Annotated in this window: 20 protein-coding genes; 13 read left to right on the top strand and 7 right to left on the bottom strand. The window is 52.2% G+C overall.

Translation table 11 applies throughout. The features are described 5' to 3' along the window. Positions 1 to 57 precede the first annotated feature (57 nt). Positions 58 to 540 carry an LEA type 2 family protein gene (locus KFE80_06765; GenBank protein UTW44113.1) on the top strand — a complete coding sequence of 161 codons (483 nt, stop codon included), beginning with the start codon at positions 58 to 60 and terminating at the stop codon, positions 538 to 540. 118 nt (positions 541 to 658) lie between these two features. On the opposite strand, the gene KFE80_06760 is transcribed toward KFE80_06765, so the two are convergent. Then, positions 659 to 1,495: a mechanosensitive ion channel gene (locus KFE80_06760; GenBank protein UTW44112.1), complete on the bottom strand. Its 837-nt coding sequence runs from the start codon at positions 1,493 to 1,495 to the stop codon at positions 659 to 661. 67 nt (positions 1,496 to 1,562) lie between these two features. On the opposite strand from KFE80_06760, the gene KFE80_06755 reads away from it, so the two are divergent. The 10 genes from KFE80_06755 to KFE80_06710 all read left to right on the top strand — a co-directional run bounded on the left by KFE80_06755 (position 1,563) and on the right by KFE80_06710 (position 8,913). Further along, positions 1,563 to 2,231, top strand: a complete 669-nt coding sequence (locus KFE80_06755; GenBank protein UTW44111.1) for a M15 family metallopeptidase — start codon at positions 1,563 to 1,565, stop codon at positions 2,229 to 2,231. Positions 2,232 to 2,372: 141 nt separating this feature from the next. After that, the gene (locus tag KFE80_06750; GenBank protein UTW46660.1) at positions 2,373 to 2,765 is read left to right on the top strand and encodes a diacylglycerol kinase; all 393 of its coding nucleotides are present in this window, start codon (positions 2,373 to 2,375) and stop codon (positions 2,763 to 2,765) included. A 73-nt stretch (positions 2,766 to 2,838) separates the two neighbouring features. Beyond that, a complete protein-coding gene (locus KFE80_06745) occupies positions 2,839 to 3,225 on the top strand; it encodes an arsenate reductase ArsC (GenBank protein ID UTW44110.1) in 387 nt (128 codons plus the stop codon). A gap of 37 nt (positions 3,226 to 3,262) precedes the next feature. Further along, on the top strand, positions 3,263 to 3,769 hold the full coding sequence (locus tag KFE80_06740) for a hypothetical protein (GenBank protein UTW44109.1): 507 nt from the start codon (positions 3,263 to 3,265) through the stop codon (positions 3,767 to 3,769). A gap of 4 nt (positions 3,770 to 3,773) precedes the next feature. Next, complete coding sequence (smrA, locus tag KFE80_06735; protein ID UTW44108.1) at positions 3,774 to 4,385, top strand: DNA endonuclease SmrA; 612 nt, start codon at positions 3,774 to 3,776, stop codon at positions 4,383 to 4,385. Between the two features lie 124 nt (positions 4,386 to 4,509). Beyond that, complete coding sequence (locus KFE80_06730) at positions 4,510 to 5,340, top strand: hypothetical protein (GenBank protein UTW44107.1); 831 nt, start codon at positions 4,510 to 4,512, stop codon at positions 5,338 to 5,340. Between the two features lie 11 nt (positions 5,341 to 5,351). Further along, positions 5,352 to 5,948, top strand: a complete 597-nt coding sequence (locus KFE80_06725) for a redoxin domain-containing protein (GenBank protein UTW44106.1) — start codon at positions 5,352 to 5,354, stop codon at positions 5,946 to 5,948. Positions 5,949 to 6,031: 83 nt separating this feature from the next. Next, a complete protein-coding gene (locus tag KFE80_06720; protein UTW44105.1) occupies positions 6,032 to 6,541 on the top strand; it encodes a DUF3859 domain-containing protein in 510 nt (169 codons plus the stop codon). Beyond that, positions 6,534 to 7,016 (top strand): YaiI/YqxD family protein, encoded by a 483-nt coding sequence (locus KFE80_06715; protein UTW44104.1) that lies wholly within the window; start codon positions 6,534 to 6,536, stop codon positions 7,014 to 7,016. The genes KFE80_06720 and KFE80_06715 overlap by 8 nt, the downstream gene beginning before the upstream one ends. 139 nt (positions 7,017 to 7,155) lie before the next feature. Next, positions 7,156 to 8,913 carry a DEAD/DEAH box helicase gene (locus tag KFE80_06710; GenBank protein UTW44103.1) on the top strand — a complete coding sequence of 586 codons (1,758 nt, stop codon included), beginning with the start codon at positions 7,156 to 7,158 and terminating at the stop codon, positions 8,911 to 8,913. A 60-nt stretch (positions 8,914 to 8,973) separates the two neighbouring features. On the opposite strand, the gene KFE80_06705 is transcribed toward KFE80_06710, so the two are convergent. Continuing rightward, a complete protein-coding gene (locus KFE80_06705; GenBank protein UTW44102.1) occupies positions 8,974 to 10,383 on the bottom strand; it encodes an alanine dehydrogenase in 1,410 nt (469 codons plus the stop codon). 132 nt (positions 10,384 to 10,515) lie between these two features. Here KFE80_06705 and KFE80_06700 point away from each other — a divergent pair, with 132 nt between their 5' ends. Continuing rightward, positions 10,516 to 11,274: a glycosyltransferase gene (locus KFE80_06700; GenBank protein UTW44101.1), complete on the top strand. Its 759-nt coding sequence runs from the start codon at positions 10,516 to 10,518 to the stop codon at positions 11,272 to 11,274. Between the two features lie 197 nt (positions 11,275 to 11,471). After that, a complete protein-coding gene (locus KFE80_06695) occupies positions 11,472 to 14,213 on the top strand; it encodes an insulinase family protein (protein UTW46556.1) in 2,742 nt (913 codons plus the stop codon). A 54-nt stretch (positions 14,214 to 14,267) separates the two neighbouring features. Here KFE80_06695 and KFE80_06690 read toward each other — a convergent pair whose 3' ends face one another. The 5 genes from KFE80_06690 to KFE80_06670 all read right to left on the bottom strand — a co-directional run bounded on the left by KFE80_06690 (position 14,268) and on the right by KFE80_06670 (position 19,614). Further along, a complete protein-coding gene (locus KFE80_06690) occupies positions 14,268 to 14,924 on the bottom strand; it encodes a CoA transferase subunit B (protein UTW46555.1) in 657 nt (218 codons plus the stop codon). A gap of 11 nt (positions 14,925 to 14,935) precedes the next feature. After that, entirely contained in the window at positions 14,936 to 15,637 is a 702-nt protein-coding gene (locus KFE80_06685) for a CoA transferase subunit A (GenBank protein ID UTW46554.1), read from the bottom strand. 58 nt (positions 15,638 to 15,695) lie between these two features. Continuing rightward, positions 15,696 to 16,628 (bottom strand): hydroxymethylglutaryl-CoA lyase, encoded by a 933-nt coding sequence (locus KFE80_06680; GenBank protein ID UTW46553.1) that lies wholly within the window; start codon positions 16,626 to 16,628, stop codon positions 15,696 to 15,698. Between the two features lie 191 nt (positions 16,629 to 16,819). Beyond that, a complete protein-coding gene (locus tag KFE80_06675; GenBank protein UTW46552.1) occupies positions 16,820 to 18,820 on the bottom strand; it encodes an acetyl/propionyl/methylcrotonyl-CoA carboxylase subunit alpha in 2,001 nt (666 codons plus the stop codon). A gap of 2 nt (positions 18,821 to 18,822) precedes the next feature. Beyond that, positions 18,823 to 19,614, bottom strand: a complete 792-nt coding sequence (locus KFE80_06670; protein UTW46551.1) for an enoyl-CoA hydratase/isomerase family protein — start codon at positions 19,612 to 19,614, stop codon at positions 18,823 to 18,825. Positions 19,615 to 19,619 lie beyond the last annotated feature (5 nt).

Below are 19,619 nucleotides of genomic sequence, written 5' to 3'. Positions count from 1 at the left end.
TCAATTGAACTCTAAGATGCGTCCATTACAGGAAAAATCAAGTGAAAGGGGTGTGAAATGACAGCAGCCAATCTGTTGAGCAAGATTGCTTTTCGAGTGACGGTGTTGTTGGCCGGAATGTTGTTGGCGGGGTGTGCATCGTTAACGCCAGGGTTTCAAAGCCCGGAGGTGAACCTGGTTTCAGTGGCACCTGTGGCCAGCAATAGCCTGTTGGAACAGCGTTTTAAGGTTGGGCTGCGGGTATTGAACCCCAATTCGGTGGCACTGCCGGTGAAAGGCTTGTCTTATAGCCTGAAACTCAATGGATACAAAGTGGTAAGCGGTGCCACAGGGGATATTCCTGAGCTGCCTGCCTATGGGGATGTGCGTCTGGATTTGGAGGCGGGAGTTAACTTGTTGGGGGGTGCCCGGTTCCTGAGTGGTATCTTGCAAAGCGGTAACCAAAAGCTGGATTACGAACTTGAAACCCGCCTGGATGTAGGTTTGTTGCTGCCAGCGATTACGTTGGTTGAGGAAGGGCAGATAGGATTGGGGGATTAGCGGCGGGTGACGAGCTGCTAGCTGCGGGCAGCTCGCGCAAAATGTTGATAATGCTGCCCGTAGCCCGTAGCCCGTAGCCCGTAGCCCGTAGCCCGTAGCCCGTAGCCCGTAGCTTTTCCTACTCTTTACCAAGCAACGTAACTTCCCGCTGCGGAAACGGTATCTGTACACCGGCGCCTTGTAGCGCGGCAAAAATATCGTCGTTTACGGCCATACGCAGTTGATGATATTGCTCGGTAGGGACCCAATAGCGCAGGCCAAAGTTAACGCTGCTGTCGGCAAATTCGTCAATGCCGATCTGTGGCTCCCGGTTTTCACAGAGATTGTGTTGCCCTAATACATTGCGCAGCAGTGTCTTAACCTGGTCCATATCGGAGTCGTAGGCGACGCCAATGGTGGCTTCCACCAGTTTTTCGTGCCGGGAATTGTGCAGAATTTCTCCGACGATATGGCGGTTGGGGATCAGGATTTGCACCTCATCTTCGTCGCTGAGCAGGGTGTAGGCCAAGCGCACCTCTTTCACCACACCAGTGACACCCTGTACGGTAATGGTGTCGCCAACCACGAACAAGCGTGTGACAATAATACTTAACCCTGCACTGTAGTTGGATAGTAACCCTTGAACTGCCAAACCTGCGCCCAGGGAAATGGCGCCAATGGCGGCGACAAAGGGAGTAATCTCCACACCCAGTTTGTTCAAGCAGATGACCATCACCCCAGCAAGGATGATGATTTTGACAATACTGGCAATAAAGTTGGACAGTGTGGGGTCCAGCTCCTTGCGCAAGCAAAAATTATTCAACCCCTTAGAGACTTTGCCTGCCACAAACAAGCCGATCAGGAATATCAGGATGGCGCCAATCAGCTGAAAGCTGTAGTTGGCAAAAAATTCCACCACTATTTGATAAAAATTCTGTAGCAGCTCTAACTCGTTGTCCAAAGAAAGTTGCTCCATGGCTACTCCTGCTAATGAATGAGATAAGGTTAGAATAGCAGCAATCTTATAGAACGAAAGCGATTCCATGGTAACAGTGACTGGTCGTCAATTGACCGGCAAAACAGAAGAACACTTGGTAACCGAAAACGGTGTGCGATTGCACCCGGAAGCAGCCCGGGCGTTTACGCGACTGCAGAAGTGTGCAAAGGAGCAGGGTATGGATTTGCAGGTTGCCAGTGGCTTTCGTTCCTTTGATCGGCAGCTGGCGATTTGGAATGCTAAAGCCAGCGGTCAGCGGCCGGTACTGGACGATGATGGGCAACATGTCAATTTGGCTGCTTTGCCACCCTTGCAGCAGGTGCAGGGGATCATGCGTTGGAGTGCGTTGCCGGGGGCGTCTCGCCACCACTGGGGGACCGATATGGATGTTTGGGATCGTACTGCGGTATCAGCGGACTACCAGCTGCAGCTAATACCGGAAGAGTACAGCGGCGAAGGGCCTTTTGCTCACCTTAGCCAATGGCTGGAACAGCGGGACGACAGTGGCTTTTTTCGCCCTTACGCCTTAGATAGGGGCGGTATCGCACCAGAGCCGTGGCACCTGAGTTACCGTCCTACCGCTGATCAGTTTGCCGAACGCCTGACACCACAGCTATTGTCTGCCGCGCTTGAGGGTGTGGACATGTTACTCAAACAAGTAGTGCTGGATAATATGACCGACTTGTTTGATCGCTTTATTCAAGTGGAGCACTAGATGCCTGACTTTAAAGATCGCGCTGATGCCGCCAGACAGGCGATGACTGAGCGAGCAGATGCTGCTAAACAGGCCATGACTGAACGGGCAGATGCCGCCCGTCAGGCTATGAATGAGCGCACTGACGCCGCTCGTGAAGCCATGCAGCAAGCGCTTGAAAAACTGGATCGTACCGGTTGGTTCCGCCGCCGGGTGCTGGGTGCTACTCGTTACTCATTGCAAGGGCTGCGCGCCTGTTTTAAAAACGAAGAAGCATTTCGTACCGAAGTGTTGCTGGGTTTGGCGCTGCTTCCGGTGGCGTATCTGCTGTCGCAGAGTCTTGTGCAGTTCCTATTGATGTTCGCTTCTTTGCTGCTGATTCTGATTGCGGAGCTATTTAACTCGGCCATCGAAGCGGCGGTAGACCGCATTGGTACCCATAACGATGAGTTTGCCAAACACGCCAAGGATTTTGGCTCTGCGGCGGTGTTTATGACCCTGCTGCTGTTTGCGGTAGTGTGGGGCAGTGTGATCTGGCTGCGGTTTTGGGGATGATTGCCAGATCAGTGGAAACCATCTGCTGCAATACCGGTCAATATGCCACTGGCAATAAAAACTGGGAGCAACAGTGAAAAAAATTCTCTTTGTTTGTGTGGAAAACAGCTGTCGCAGCCAAATGGCAGAGGCTTTTGGCCATATTCATAAATCCGCTGATTTGGCAGTCTACAGTGCCGGCTCAAACCCCTCAGGGCAGGTAAACCCCCGTGCAGTAGAAGTTATGGCGGAGCGAGATTATCCTCTCAATCAGCATCGTTCAGAAGGCCTGGATAGTGTTTCTGGGTTGGAATTTGATGCAGTTGTGACTATGGGCTGTGGTGATCGATGCTCGGACGTGGTGGCCCACCGTCGCTTGGATTGGCCACTGCCGGACCCCAAACATCTGCCCCTGGAGCAATTTCGTCAGGTTAGGGACGAAATTGAGACCCGGGTAATCGACCTTATCGCTTCACTTTGATCTAATAGCCTCATAACAACAATTATGGGGCTTATTTGTGTCTGACTCATCTCTGGAGATTGTTTTTCGCGGGGACATCGCCCCCGGTCATACCATGGTTGAGGTGAGGGATAACCTGCGTGAACTCTTTAAAGCGGACGATGCTCAGTTGGCCAAGCTGTTCAGTGGCCGGCCAGTTGTGGTTCGCCGTAATCTGGATCAAACAGCTGCTTTGCGTTACCAGCAAGCGATGGGTAAAGCCGGTGCGGTTGTGGAAGTGCGCGAGGCAGCGCTAGCCACCACTTCAGTGGGCGACACAGCGACAGCGCCTGCCGAGCAAGAAGATGACATTAGCGATGAACCCTGGACACTGTTTCCGGTAGGAGCCAATTTATTGCGCCCAGAAGAGCGTCATCAACAGCCCCAGGTTGAGCTCAATGTGGCGGATATCTCAGTTGCTCCCGTGGGCACTGATGTATTGGCTGCTGCAGAACGCAAGCAGCAACCTCCAGTTGAAGTAGACACATCACATATTGATTTGGAGCAGGCTCCTTCTTCAGAATAGCCGTATGGCTGATAAACCTTCTTCCTTTCTCGATCTCGTGGGCAACGAGATGGATGACATTGTGCCCATCAAACGCGATGCTACCCATACCGGGCGTGGTGCGCGTCAGCTTCAGCCCGGTATCCTCAAACGCCGAGAGGCAGCACAGCGTGAAGTAACGCTGGAACGCAACGGGTTGGATTCTGAAGAGCATATCGAGTTGATAAAGCCCCACGATCAGCTCAGCTTTAAACGAGATGGTATTCAGCATGGGGTGTTCAAAAATCTTCGTCTTGGTAAATACGCCCTGGAGGCGCGGCTGGACTTGCATCACCATTCTGTTGAGCAAGCCCGGCGAGCGTTGTTTGAGTTTGTCCGTGACTGCATGGAATCCGACTTGCGCAGCGTTATTATCACCCACGGAAAAGGGGAGCTGCGTAGTAAGCCAGCCCTGTTAAAAAGCTGCGTCAATCACTGGCTGAGGCAATTGGATGCGGTGATGGCTTTTCACAGCGCCCAGCCATACCACGGCGGTGCGGGTGCCACTTATGCAATGCTGCGTAAAAGCTCGAGAAAAAAGGACGAGAACCGGGAGCAGCACCAGACCAAGCGCAAAGGCATTGCGGTTCCCAAGTAAAATCTCTCCCATTTTGGAAATACCTCGCTGCGCTGTTTGTCTGTTCGTGTAAAAGAACGTAAAAGCGGGTGCGCCTGATTGGGTCAAGTTTCATTCTCCCAAATTGCTTTTTATGGAGCTGTAGATGCGAACTTTCCTTACTCTGTTGATTTTGGCGGTGACTTGGCCAGCGTTTGCTTTTGAAAATGACCAGATCAAAGTGAGCCTGGTTAGCGAGCACACAGCACTAGAGCATGGACGTACTAATTGGGTCGGTGTATGGCTTCAACCAGAAAAGGACTGGCACGTTTACTGGAAAAACCCTGGAGACTCCGGCCAGGCGCCTAAAATTGACTGGCAGCTGCCACCAGGTATTTCCGTAGGAGATATTCTCTGGCCGGTGCCAGAGCAGATTCCTGTTGCCCATTTGATGAACTATGGCTACCACAAAGTGCTGCTGATGGTGCCAGTGTCTGTGGGCAGCGATGTCGCTTTGGGCTCAGAGCTCACTATAGATGCCAGGGTTCGTTGGCTGGTGTGCCGAGAGGTGTGTATTCCCGGTCGAGCCAACTTGCAGCTGACTCTACCTGTGGCCAATACGGCAACTGCGTCACCGGATGTAAAACAGTTTGCCCTGAGTCGTCAACAAATACCGGTTGAAAGCCGCCTTTCTTCAAGCTTCCAGATACAAGGAGAGCAGGTGGTTGTTGAGTTGTACAAAGATATGGCGGGCTACCAGCAGTTGCCTAAATTGTTCCCGCTTACCGAAGATCTGGTGAATTACACGCCTTTGCCTAAAGTACAAAAGCAGGGCAAGCGTCTGCTGGCGAGTTTCCCATTGAGTGACTATTTTTCCCAAGCCCCTTCCAGTTTTGAGTTTGTGATTCAGTTTGATCGGGATGCTATCTATCGGGTAAGTGCACCTCTTTCACCCAAAGGAAAGTCACCCAAAAGTCAGTTATCCACAGAAGAGTAATGGAGAATACGATGAAAAAATTGATATTGATGGTGCTAGCCATAGCGTTACCGGCCGTGGCAATAGCGGCTCCCAAGGTAGGCAGTGTGGCTCCGGACTTTGAGCTAACCAACCACAATGGCGAAGCGGTGAGTCTGTCTGACTACCGTGGTAAAACGGTGGTATTGGAATGGACTAACCACCAGTGCCCATACGTGGTTAAACATTACAGCAGCGGCAATATGCAGGGACTGCAAAAAAAGTATACCGATCAAGGAGTTGTGTGGCTCAGTGTTATTTCGTCGGCGCCAGGCAAGCAAGGTTACCTGGACGCTGAGCAGGCCGTTGCCGTTAGTGCTGAGCAGCAATCTCATCGTACGCATTTGCTGATGGACCCAGAGGGAACAGTGGGCAAAATTTATACTGCGAAAACTACCCCTCATATGTATGTGGTGGATGGCGAAGGGATTTTGCAATATATGGGTGCCATCGACAGTGAAGCCTCTGCCGACCCTGCGACCCTGAAAACCGCAACCAATTATGTGGATGTAGTGCTTCCTCAGGTCATAGCTGGTGAAGCCACGTCTTACACAGCTACCCGGCCTTACGGTTGTTCCGTGAAATATTGATCGTCTGTGGTTTGTCATAAAATCGACATCTTTGTGAAATAATCTCTCCTGCCTGACAACCGAGCCGTAGAAAAGGGTGAGTGATGAGCCGACGTTTATTAATTGCACTGCTAGTGAGTTTTGCCAGTAGTTCCGCTTTCGCAGAGCTTCGCCTGGAAGGTTACACCAGCGGTGTTTTCGAGCGCGCAGCGGTTGCATTGAACCCAGGTGAGCGCTTGATTAGCCGCAGCACAGAGCAAATCCGGGAAACTGAGCACGTTCCCGCCCAGTTGGGTTCGAAGTTCGGCATTCGCTATCGGGTGAGTGGCAAGAAAGGCAGCGGTAACCGGGTTACCTACCTCTACCTGACTCCGGGAGTGGAAGAGCCGGACGGCACTCGCCACGACAAATACGAGGAAGTGGTGGAGCTCAAGGCCGATGTAGACAGCCATATTGCAGCGTTTGAATTTACTGAGCGCTACGAAGTGGTGCCGGGTATCTGGGAGCTGTTTATTTTTGCTGGTGATCGCCTGTTGGTACGCAGCCGTTTTGATGTGTCGGTGGAAGAGGAGGATCTGACACCACGCATCACTCCCGTGCAGTTTGATGACTGATACTCGGCCACCCTGCCAGATATGGGTGGATGCAGACGCCTGCCCAAAAGTGATTAAAGAGATTTTGTTCCGCGCTTCCCAGCGCACCCAGGTTCCTCTGACACTGGTGGCCAATCACTCACTTTCCGTGCCCGCTACGAATTGGATTAAATCAATACAGGTGCCCCTGGGCTTTGATGTGGCGGACAACTATATCGCCACTCAGGTACAACCTGGTGACTTGGTGGTGACAGCGGATATTCCATTAGCCGCAGAGGTAGTGGAAAAAGGTGTGGATGCGGTGAACCCCAGGGGGGAGCACTACACCAAAGCCAATATCCGCCAGCGCTTGGCCATGCGCAATTTTATGGAAGAAATGCGCTCCATCGGCGAAGCCAGTGGTGGCCCAGCCAAGCTGGATCAACGTGACCGGCAGCAGTTTGCCAATGTGTTGGATACCTTTTTGGCCAAAAGGTCAGTGAAGCGCCCGCGTTAAAAAGCGTTGCTGGTCAGAGGTTGTCTGCGCTTGTTCCGCTCACTGGTTAAAAAATAAGCTATCTTATTCCCTGTCTGCCACGTATACTGCGCGGCCCTTTTTGTCGGCCACGGTGCCGGCGCGTCACGAGCACTTGATCATGTCCTCCGATTCCCAGCCTCAGCAGGCGCCACTGTTTGCTGATCTCGGCCTTGCCGACACCACCCTTAAAGCCCTTAAAGATGTAGGCTATGAGCAGCCATCCCCCATTCAGGCTCAAAGCATACCCATACTGCTAAGCGGCGCCAATTTGCTGGGCACGGCTCAAACCGGTACCGGCAAAACCGCTGCGTTTGCTCTGCCTTTGCTCAATCGTATCGACAGCGCACAAAAAAGCCCCCAAATATTGGTACTGGCACCTACTCGCGAGCTGGCCATACAAGTGGCGGAAGCCTTTAAGGGCTACGCACGCTATATCAAGGGTTTTCAGGTATTGCCCATTTACGGCGGCCAGGACATGGGTAGCCAGCTGCGGGCCTTAAAGCGCGGTGTTCAAGTGGTGGTTGGCACACCGGGCCGGATTATGGATCATTTGCGTCGTCGCAGCTTGAACCTCTCCCAATTAAAGGCGGTGGTGCTGGATGAAGCGGATGAAATGCTGCGCATGGGGTTTATCGACGACGTGGATGAAATTCTTTCTCACACCCCGGACGATGCCCAACGGGCGCTGTTCTCAGCCACCATGCCAGGAGCCATTCGCAATATTGTGGGCAAATACCTGGGAGATGCTCAGGAAGTCAAAATTGCTGCCAAAACCACTACGGTAGAACGCATTGAACAGCGCTATCTGGTGGTGCACAACAACCAGAAGCTGGATGCCTTTACCCGCATTCTGGAAGTGGAAAATTTTGACGGCATGATTGTGTTTGTGCGCACCAAGCAGGCCACTGTGGAGCTGGCGGAAAAGCTGGAGGCCCGAGGCTATGCAGCCGGTGCGCTCAATGGTGATCTCAGTCAGCAGCTGCGAGAGCGCACCATTGACCGCCTGAAGAAGGGCCAACTGGATATTGTAGTGGCCACCGATGTGGCCGCCCGAGGGCTGGATGTGGAGCGCATCAGCCACGTATTTAACTACGATATTCCCTACGACACCGAAGCTTACGTGCACCGCATTGGCCGCACTGGTCGCGCTGGCCGCGACGGCGTGGCAATACTGTTTGTGAATCCCCGCGAGCGGCGCATGTTGCAAAGTATTGAGCGAACTACCCGGCAGAAGTTAGCGGAACTGCGCTTGCCTACCGGCAAAGAAGTCGGCGAACAGCGGGTTGCTCAATTCAAGAACCGCATTCGCGACACCATAGAGGCGGAACAACTGGAGCCCTACGTGGAATTGCTGCAGGAATTTGCCAATGGCAGTGAACTCTCCATGACAGAAATTGCCGCTTCTCTGGCCTTTCAAGCGCAAAAGGAGCGGCCCCTGTTTCCCAAATTTGCTGAGCCAGATACGCGCCCAAGAGACCCTAAAGATCGCCGTCGCCCGGAACTGCCCGGTTTTGAAGCGGAGCCGCTGGCGGATTACCCGGATGTCGATATGGTGCGTTACCGTCTGGCGGTGGGGCGCAAAGATGGGGTGATGCCCAAAGATGTGGTGGGTTGTATTGCCAACGAGGCCGATATCGACAGTAAGTACATTGGCCGTATTCAGCTGTACGATGTATTCACTGTAGTTGATTTGCCTGCGGGTATGCCTAAGGAGTTGCTGCGCGAGCTGCAGAAGGCTCGTATTTGCCAGAAGCCGATCAAGATTCGCCAGTGGACCGATGCGCCTCCGCCTAATAAGGGAGGTAAGCCGAAAGGTGGGCAGGGTAAGCCAGGGCAAAGCAAAAAAGGGCCTAGGAAGAGAAAGCCGAAAAGTTAATTTGTGACGAGTTGCGGGCTACGCGAACACCGCAACTCGTAATAACAAGCCAAGCCTCATTCAATGTCTGCCACAAACCAATGCCCGCTCAACCCCTGGCGTGAGCGTCTCTAATCCGTTAATTAACCGCTCTGGCCCCAGCAGTACATCGATAATCTGCCCGGAATAGCGCAGAGCGCTTTCCCGCATCATGCCCATCATCGGCCAGCCCCACAGGGAGGAAATGGTAACCCCGTAGCGCTCAAAGTGAGGATCGGTAAGGAATGTGCAGGCGAGCACCGCCTCTACCGGGCTGCGGTTGGTTTCACTGCCACTGACCAGGTCAATAACGACGGAGCCAGTAGGGATAACTCTTTCCAGGTGGTCATTACTAATGAGGTAATTGATGCCACGTAGTTCTGGAGCTTGCTCAGCGCCATTAACAATCAGGTCGGCGTTGTTGATCCAGGTTTCGATATTTTCCTTTCTGGTGTGTTCTCGGCCGAGAATAGTGAGATCTCTCACCCCTTGGTCATAGATCTCATGAATGGCCCCCTGACCCACGTTGCCATAGCCCAGCACTACCGCTTTGGCATCTTTGATATCGAGATCTGGTTTATTGTCTCGGAGCAGCTGCAATCCATAGCGAGCGCCAGCCTGACCGGTTTCGTGCAGACACTGAATTCTGCGCATACCAAATTCTAAGGGTGGGTGGGATGCTCGGTAATCGGCAATGGCTCGATCGCCTTGCTTTTGAGCAAACTCTGCGATGTCATACAAGTGAGAGTCGCACGCGTGCAGCTGCTCTAGAATTTGATGGGCGTCGTCAAAAGTACGGCTATCGTAAATATAAAGGCTATTTGGCCCCTGGCTATCCAGCTGTTCAAAGCTACATAGAGGTTGCACGACCTTGAGGCTGCCGGGGCTGCGATTGCTGCCTCGGCGAATGGCGCCCGCTATTAAAGGCGTCCACTGAATGGTACGAATGTTCATTTGTTGCAATTGGCCGTTTTCCGCAAAAGGGGATATGGCGGCGCTCATGGCAGTGCGGGCAAGAATTTCCTCGTCTCCCTGATATTTAGGTGACTCCAGAATCTCTTCCATAGCAATAACATTAATACGCCGGTCAGCGAGCAATTGGGCGCGGTCTGGATAAGAGTGGAAGTGCGCCATGCAAAACAGAGTACAACCGGGGCGCATCAAGGTGATGCTGTTCAAGGATGGACCTTTGAACTTTATGATTAGGTCTTTATCTCGATATATGTCACCGCCACTTTGCAGTACTGCGCCTTGTTGCAGGTACTCGGCGTCACTAAAGCCGATACCCTCACCTGCGCCTTGTTCCACAAATACCTGCAACCCCTCAGCCACCAGCTGACCCACATCGTCAGGGCACAGAGCGACCCGCTTCTCCAGGGCACCTGGATTTTCTGGCGATTCACTCTCTTTTGCCAAAGCAACAGTGTGAAAAGGTGGATATGATCGATGCATGGGGCATTCCGCTATCAAAAGCTGTCAAAGTATCTGCTATTGCCGGTTCAGGCAAGAGGTAGCAATACCTTCCTCTGATTGCCTCAAACCAGTATCATAGGCAAATTACAACAACAACAACTACCGCCGGCCATGTCGCTTACACCCTCTACTGACGCAGTTAATATCCTCTGTATGAAATGGGGCACCAAGTATGACGCTGTGTACGTCAATCGCCTCTATTCTATGGTGTCGCGACACCTCAGCCTGCCATTTCGGTTTATTTGCTTGACGGACGACACCACAGATATTGATGAGCATGTAGAGTGTTTTGATATTCCCGAGGTAGATGTCAACATCGAAGATTGTGATGGCAGAAAGCGAGTCCAGGCCTGGAAAAAGCTACTGACCTTTTCGTCCCCGCTGTACGATATCGAAGGTACATGCCTGTTCCTCGATTTGGATATCGTTATCATCGACAGTATCGACTGCTTTTTTGAGCCTGAGGGTGACTTTCATATTATTCGCGATTGGGGCGATGGCCGTACCAACGGCAATTCCTCGGTATATCGTTTTACGGCCGGAGCGATGGCCGATGTGCTAAGTCACTTCTGTGACCACCGTGAGCAAGTGGTGGAGAAGTATTTTAACGAACAAACTTATCTCACAGAATTTGTTCGCCAACAGGAAAAATTAAGCTTCTGGCCGCAAGACTGGTGCTTGAGCTATCGCCGGGATTGCTTGCCCAAAAACCGCCTGATGCGCTGGTTTGTTCCGTCTCGAAAACCCTCCAAGGGTCGCATCATTGTTTTTTATGGTGCTCCCAGTCCTGTCGAAGCCATTGCCGGGAAAGGTGATCGTTGGTATCGCCAGCTGCGTCCTGCAGCTTGGATTACGGATTACTGGCACTAATTATCTAGTTTCATGGTCTATTTCAATAGCTTTTATGCCTTGATGGCATAAGGGTTGTTTTTGTCGTCTCTAAAAATACAAAATTACTGAGAACAGGTATGAAAACTCGGATAAGTTGTCTTGCACTATTGCTTATTCTTTTTGGGTGTTTACCGCCAGAACAGCAGAAAAAAGATATAGCTGACAGTTTTTATACAGTGCAGAGTTATCCACTCGATACTAAACAGTATCGCTATGTCGAGTTGGATAATGGCATCAAAACCTTGCTGGTGTCTGATTCCAGCGCGGTAAAATCCTTGGCGTCTCTGTCGGTACAAGTGGGTAGCTTTCATGACCCGGAGGAATGGGAAGGGCTGGCGCATTTTCTTGAGCACCTGCTGTTTCTCGGCACGGAGAAATACCCGGACTCTGATGACTACAATAAATTTTTGGATGCCAACGGTGGTTCCCATAACGCTTATACAGCTTACGACGTAACCAACTACCATTTTTCAGTCGACAGTAACGCTTACGATGGTGCCTTGGATCGCTTTGCACAGTTTTTCATTGCGCCCCTGTTTACGGAAAAGTACGTACAGCGAGAGAAGAATGCGGTTCACTCAGAGTACTTTACGCGCATTGAACGGGATGGAATTCGCTACTTTGAAATACTGGAAAAAAACCTTAACCCCAATCACCCGGCCTACAAGTTCAATGTGGGCAACCTGGAGACACTCTCTGACAAGCCCGACCAAAAAGCCCGGGATGTGTTGATCGATTTTTACAATACCTGGTACAGCGCCGACATTATGACCTTGGCTTTGGTCAGCAATCATTCGCTGGATGATTTGGAGACTTTGGCAAGGAAAAAATTCTCAGCCATCTCGGTCATCCATGATCGCCCAGAATTGGACTATCCGCCGCTTTTTACAGCAGGCGAATTGCCCAAAGTGATCGAAATAAAGCCGGTGCAGGACTCCCGCAGCCTTCAATTGATCTTCCCTTTGCCTTTGCAGGAACGTTTCAAAGCAGAAAATCCGGTGGGTTTTGTGGCCTCCATGATGGTGTCGGAAGGCGACGACAGTTTGAGCGACCGGTTAAAATCCAAGGGCTGGATTAACGGTATACAGGCAAGCCCCGGAGCCAATTACGGTGGCAATGACACCTTGACGATCAGGGTGTCTTTGACTGAAAAGGGTTCTCAGTACCAGGACGATATTATTGCCGCTTTATTCGATCAAATAGCTCTGGTAAAGCAGGAGGGTGTTGCCGAATGGCGTTACCGGGAAATACAAAATCTATCAGAGTTGTCGTTCCGGTTTTCTGAAAACCAATCCCTGGGGCTAGAGCAAACTATTACCTTGGCCAATGCCCTCAGTGATACGTTGCCTCGATATTTGGTTGCCCCGGGTTACCGGCGCTTTGATAAGGCATTGATTGATAATGTGCTTGCTGAGCTACGCCCCGACAATATGCTGGTGGTGTATGCCTCGCCGGAAGTGGTTCCGGAACAAAAAACCGAATTTTACCAAGCAGAGTTTCGCGTTTATAAAGCCGATGCCAAGCGCTTGGCGCTGTGGCAACAGCCATTTTATAACAACCTGAAATTGGCGGAACCAAACGTTCTGATTCCAGAAAATTTTGATCTTGAAAAGATCGCTTCTGCAAAAAAGCCAGGCAAGCTCCCCAACACTGACGGTGTAGAGCTGTGGTATTTCCCGAATATTGAAGATGGTATTCCTCGCGCTACGGTGCAGCTGGCTATCGATCGTCCACAGCGTTTTAGCCTGGAACAGAGTATTGCTTCGCAACTCTATTTTCAGTTGATTAACGAGCAAATCCAGGACTTGTCTTACAACGCTCGCCGTGCGGGTATGCGCTATCAGGTTTCCGCCGAGGGTATTACGTTTAGCGGTTACTCAGACAAGTTGGCTCAACTGTCTGAGCAGGTGTTGGCAAAAGTGCTGGTGCCAGAATTTACAGAGCAACAGTTCCAGCGCATGGCCGAGCGCATTCAACGCTATTTTAAAAACTACAATAAGGTTGGCCCTGCCAGTGGTGTTGGCCGAGACCTGGACAATTTATTGGACGGCGACAGTTATTCCATTGAAGAAATTCGCAATGTTGTTGAATCCATAACTTTGCAGCAGGTGTTAGACGCACCTCAGTGGATCTATGGTGAAGGTCAACTGCAGATGTTGGTGAGTGGCAATATTGATGAATCGGAAGCTCGGCAGTTTGCAGAGCGCATTCGCACTCGCCTGGGTTTGGAGGTCAGCGACAAAGAACCAGTGAGAGGCAGTCGGGTGGTACGTCTGGAGCCAAATCATCAATCTCGAGATATTTATACCAGCGAATTAGACCATAGTGATGCGGCAGTATTGCGCTATTACCAAGGGCGCAACAGTAGTCGCGAGGAGCGGATTTATCTCAACCTGATTAGTCAGATCGCACATCAAGCGTATTTCAATGATCTGCGTACAGAGCAACAATTAGGCTATATTGTCAGTGCCCGTTATAAACGGGCAGATAGAATGCCGGGGTTGGCATTTCTGGTGCAGTCTCCCAGTGCCGATGCCAATCAAGTGGAGGCTGCCACCGATCAATTTTTATTGGATTTTGAACAGCAGTTAGCTGAGATGAGTGAGGCAGAGCTCGCTCCGCTCATCCAGGCCAGCATCGCCCAGCTGGCCAAGCCGGCTCAGAACCTGCGAGAAAAAACCTCGCGCTTTTGGCAAGATTTGCGGGATGGCTTTCCAGAATTTGATTCACGAGAAAAAAGTATTACTGCTCTTGAGGCAACCACCATGGGGGATTTGCAAAAAGCTTATAAGAGTGTGGTATTGGAAAAGCCGAGAGCCATTTCAGTGATTGCACCAGGAGCGAAAGGTGGTGTTAAAGGAACAGTTAGCGGTTTTGAGGAATTTCGTGACGGTAAGAAATTAATTATCCGAAATTGATTATCGCTATGAAATAAAAAAACCGCATTCTTGAATGCGGTTTTCTTACGGCCTTTAAAATGTCATTTCTGGAACTTTATCTGGAACCACCAGTTCACCACCTGTCTTGGCAACAATTTCTTCAACGCTTATGCCTGGCGCCCGCTCTTTAAGGTGGAATTTGCCGTCTTCAATTTCGATATACGCCAGGTCGGTGACCACCTTTTTGATGCAGCCAGCGCCGGTCAGCGGCAGGGAGCATTTGGGCAGCAGCTTGGAGTTGCCGTGTTTGTCCGCGTGTGTCATGGTGACGATAATATTACCGGCACCGGCTACCAAATCCATGGCACCGCCCATGCCTTTAATTAACTTGCCGGGAATCATCCAGCTGGCAATATTGCCTTCCACGTCCACCTCAAAGGCACCCAACACGGTTAGATCCACATGGCCGCCGCGGATCATGGCAAAGGATTCAGCGGAAGAGAAAATGGATGCGCCAGTTGCCGCCGTCACGGTTTGCTTGCCGGCGTTAATCATATCGGCGTCCACTTCATCTTCGGTGGGGAAGGGGCCCATACCCAGCAAACCGTTTTCTGATTGCAGCATCACTTCCATGCCATCTGGGACATAGTTGGCCACCAGAGTGGGAATGCCGATACCCAGGTTTACGTAGTAGCCGTCTTGCAGTTCGCGCGCCACGCGCATAGCGAGTTGTTCACGAGTCAGTGACATGTTTTTCCCCCTTATGCCTGGCGTACGGTGCGTTGTTCGATACGCTTCTCGAACTTACCTTGAATCACCCGGTTCACGTAGATACCCGGTGTGTGGATCTGCGCAGGATCCAGTTCACCGGGTTCAACAATTTCTTCTACCTCGGCTACAGTAATTTTCCCGGCAGTAGCGGCCATAGGGTTAAAGTTTTGTGCGGTGTGGCGATAAATCAGGTTGCCGTAACGGTCTGCCTTCCAGGCTTTGACAATAGCGAACTCCCCGGTAATGGACTCTTCCAGAATGTGTTGGTGACCGTTGTACTCGCGTACTTCTTTGCCTTCACCAATGGGGGTGCCGTAGCCGGTGCGGGTAAAAAACGCTGGAATACCAGCGCCGCCAGCGCGCATTTTTTCCGCCAGGGTGCCTTGAGGCGTTAGCTCCACTTCCAACTCGCCGGACAACAACTGCTTTTCGAACAAAGCGTTCTCGCCCACGTAGGAAGAAATCATTTTTTTGATTTGACGATCTTCTAACAAAATGCCTAGGCCAAAACCGTCCACACCGGCGTTATTGGAAACCACAGTTAATCCGCGAGTGCCCATTTTTTTAATTTGGGCGATCAGACCTTCGGGAATGCCGCACAGGCCAAAACCGCCTGCGATAATGGTCATATTGTCTTCAAGGCCAGCCATTGCTTCCTCGTAGCTGGTGACGACTTTGTCAAAACCGGACATGGAGTGCTCCTATCATTTTGTCATTCCCGCCTGCGCGGGAATGACGAATTTTTTTCGATTAACAGGCTGCGTTTTTCGCCTGTGCTACTTTGGAACCATTTTCACGATTCAATTTGCCGGTAATAAAATTGCCTGCATCGATTAATTTTTGCAGGTCTGTATCGTGCTCAATGCCTAAGCCGTCCAACAGGTAAACCACATCTTCGGTGGCGACATTACCGGAAGCACCTTTGGCGTAGGGGCAGCCACCCAAGCCTGCTACAGAGCTATCCACCACACTGACGCCCATTTGCAGGGCGGCGTAGATATTGGCGATGGCCTGGCCGTAGGTGTCGTGTAAGTGCACGGCAAGGTTTTCCAAGGGCACATCCTGAGCGCAGGCAGCTACAACCTGCTGGATTTTAGCGGGGGTTCCGACGCCGATGGTATCGCCCAAAGAGACTTCGTAGCAGCCCATGTTGTAAAGGGCCGTTGACACCTCGCGGACTTTTTCCGGGGCGACTTCTCCTTCGTAAGGGCAGCCCACCACGCAAGACACATAGCCGCGCACTGGCAGATTTTTTTCCTTGGCTGCCGCCATAATTGGTTGAAAGCGCTCCAGACTTTCGGCAATCGAGCAGTTAATGTTTTTCTGGCTAAAAGCTTCGGATGCAGCAGCAAAGATAGCCACCTCGCTGGCATTCACCTCCAGGGCCCGCTCAAAGCCTTTCATATTGGGTGCCAAGGCAGCGTAAGTAACGCCTTGTTTGCGTTTAATCCCCTGAAACACCTCCTCACTGCCCGCCATTTGCGGTACCCAATTAGGGTTCACAAAAGCGCCTGCTTCGATATAACCGAGCCCGGCGTCCGTAAGGCGATCTATCAGCTCAATCTTGGTGGCGGCATCAATGGGCTGCTTTTCGTTTTGCAGACCATCGCGAGGGCCGACTTCGACGATTTTGACTCGCTTTGGGAGTTCGGAGCTGCGTAAGGCGGTTGAGTTGTTAGTCATCGTTCTTCGCTCTGTTTGAAAGGTCGCACGTCGCATGTCTGACGTCGCACGCTAAAAGCACCATTCTGTGTAGGTCGGGCTTTAGCCCGACACCGAGGTTGTTTTGAGCTGTTTGACGGCCTGAAGGCCGACCTACAAGGTGCTTGGCTTTAGCGTGCGACGTGCGACGTGCGACGTCAGACGTGTGGCCACTAGCCAAGTACCTCAAAAGCCACCAGTTCACTGCCACCGTCGACAAGATCCCCCGGCTGATAGTAAAACTCCGTCACTTTGCCCGCCGCTGGCGCGCGAATGGTGTGTTCCATTTTCATGGCCTCCATCACCAGCAGGGGGGCATCCGCTTCCACTTCGGTGCCTACTTCCGCCAGCAGGGTGACAATGGTGCCGTTCATGGGGGCGGTCATACCACCTGCATTGCCACTACCATCGGCGTCGCCGAGATCCGGCTGTACCAGAGAGAAGTGCAGTGCCTGTTCGGCGCTGAACAAGGTGTACTGACCGTCGTGTTCGCTGGCGGTGATGCGCTGGCGGAAACCGTCGATATCCGCGTAGAGCTCATCGCCATTCAGTTCGCCGCTGGCTAGAACACAGTTATCGCCAAATCGGACTTTATAGCGGCTACCTTTGTGCTCCTCCACTGTGACCGAATGGGTCTGGCCATTGAGGTCGATTTCCAGCGTGTGGCTGTGTGTCTCGTTCAGGCGCCAAGCGTTGGGGCGGTTCCAGGGGGAATAGGGGTCGTTACTGCCGTGAGCACGGTATTGGGCTTGTTGTTCCTGCTTCAACACCAGATACAGCGCCGCCAATGGCAGATATTGGCCGGAGTCACTGTCGTCGGTATGAAAGATCGCGTCGTGGTGTTTTTCGATAAACCCGGTATCCAGATCGGCATCGCGGAACGGTTTACAGCTGGCCAGGTTGTACAAAAACTCGGTGTTGGTGGTCATGCCACTGATGCGGTATTCCGCCAGCGCGGCGGTCAGACGGTTAAGGGCGCGGTCGCGGTTTTCGTCCCACACAATCAGTTTAGCGATCATCGGGTCGTAGAATACGCTGACTTCGTCCCCTTGCAGCACGCCGGTGTCCACACGCACATGCTCTGATTCCATCGGTGGCTGCAGGTAATTGAGGGTGCCGGTGACTGGCAGAAAGTCGTTGGCCGGGTCTTCCGCGTAGATACGGGCTTCAAAAGCGTGGCCGTTGATGCGCAACTCGCTTTGTTGCAGTGGCAGTGCTTCCCCAGCCGCTACCCGCAGTTGCCATTCCACCAAATCCTGACCGGTAATGAATTCAGTGATTGGGTGCTCCACCTGCAAGCGGGTGTTCATCTCCATAAAGTAGAACGAGCCGTCCACATCCAACAGGAATTCCACCGTGCCTGCACCCTGGTAATTGATCGCCTGTGCAGCGCGTACAGCGGCTTCACCCATTTGGGCACGCAGTTCATCGGTCATGCCTGGAGCGGGGGCTTCTTCAATCACTTTCTGGTGGCGGCGTTGTACGGAGCAATCCCGTTCAAACAGATAAACCGCATTGCCGTGGCTGTCGCAGAAAACTTGCAGCTCTACGTGACGGGGCTGGGTGAGGTATTTTTCCACCAGCATTTTGTCGTCGCCAAAAGCGTTCATGGATTCGCGCTTGGCGGCGGCCAGTGCCTCGTCAAATTCATCGGCGCTCCACACCTGGCGCATGCCTTTGCCACCACCGCCAGCGGCGGCTTTCAACAGCACCGGGTAGCCCATTTCGTCGGAGGTTTTACGGAGAATCTCCGGGTTTTGATCGTCGCCGTGATAGCCTGGCACCAGTGGCACCTGAGCATTTTCCATAATGGTTTTTGCAGCGGATTTCGAGCCCATGGATTCAATGGCTTCGATAGGCGGGCCGATAAACACAATATTATTGTCGGCGCAAAGCTTGCAGAATTCGGCGTTTTCCGACAAAAAACCGTAACCGGGGTGAATGGCCTGAGCGCCGGTTTTCAGGGCGGCTTCAATCACCTTGTCGCCGCGCAGGTAGGAATCTCGCGGTGCTGGTTCACCGATATGTACTGCTTCGTCTGCCATAGCCACGTGCAGAGCATCTCGGTCGGCGTCGGAATAAACCGCAACGGTTTTAATGCCCAATAAACGAGCGGTTTTGATAACCCGGCAGGCGATTTCGCCACGGTTGGCGATCAGTATTTTGGTGAACATAATTATTGCTCGTGGTTAATCCAGCTCGGCTTTCGTTTTTGCAAAAACGCTTGTAATCCTTCCTGCCCTTCCTCTGACACCCGAATTGCCGCAATTTTCTCACAGGTGTGTTCGATCAATTCTGCAGTCAACGGTTTACCGGCCACATCAAACACCAGCAGCTTGGCGGCGCGCACTGCTTGTGGGCTGTTGGCCAGCAGGCTGTCGATCAATTGATCGAGCTCTTTTTTCAGGTCTTCTTCGTCCACCACCTTGCTTACCAGGCCCAGGCGCCGAGCGGCTTTGGCGCTAAACCGTTCTGCGGTGGTAAACAGGCGGCGCGCGGCGCGGGCACCGATGGCGTCGATCACGTAGGGGGAGATGGTTGCGGGGAGCAGGCCAATCTTGACTTCACTCAAACTAAAGCTGGCGCGGCTGGCGGCGACGGCCATATCGCAACAACTGATCAAACCCACTGCACCACCAAACGCAGCTCCCTGTACCCGGGCAATGGTGGGTTGGGGCAGGGTGTTGAGCTTGCGTAACATCTCTGCCAAGGCGTGAGCGTCACGCAGGTTCTCTTCGTAGCTGTAGCTGGCCATACGCTGCATCCAGTTCAGGTCAGCACCAGCGGAAAAACTGCGGCCCTCGGCAGCCAGTACCACAATACGCACATCGTCCCGCCCTGCCAGCTGTGTGAACAGTTTGTCCAGCTCGGCAATAATGGCGTCGTCGAAAGCGTTGTGCTTTTTCGGGTTGTTCAGGGTGATGGTGGCTACGCCACGCTCATCAATATTAAGTAATACAGCAGTCATGTTTG

The sequence above is a fragment of the bacterium SCSIO 12696 genome (assembly GCA_024397955.1).
Lineage (GTDB): Bacteria > Pseudomonadota > Gammaproteobacteria > Pseudomonadales > Porticoccaceae > SCSIO-12696.
This window is presented reverse-complemented; position numbering and strand designations above follow the sequence as displayed.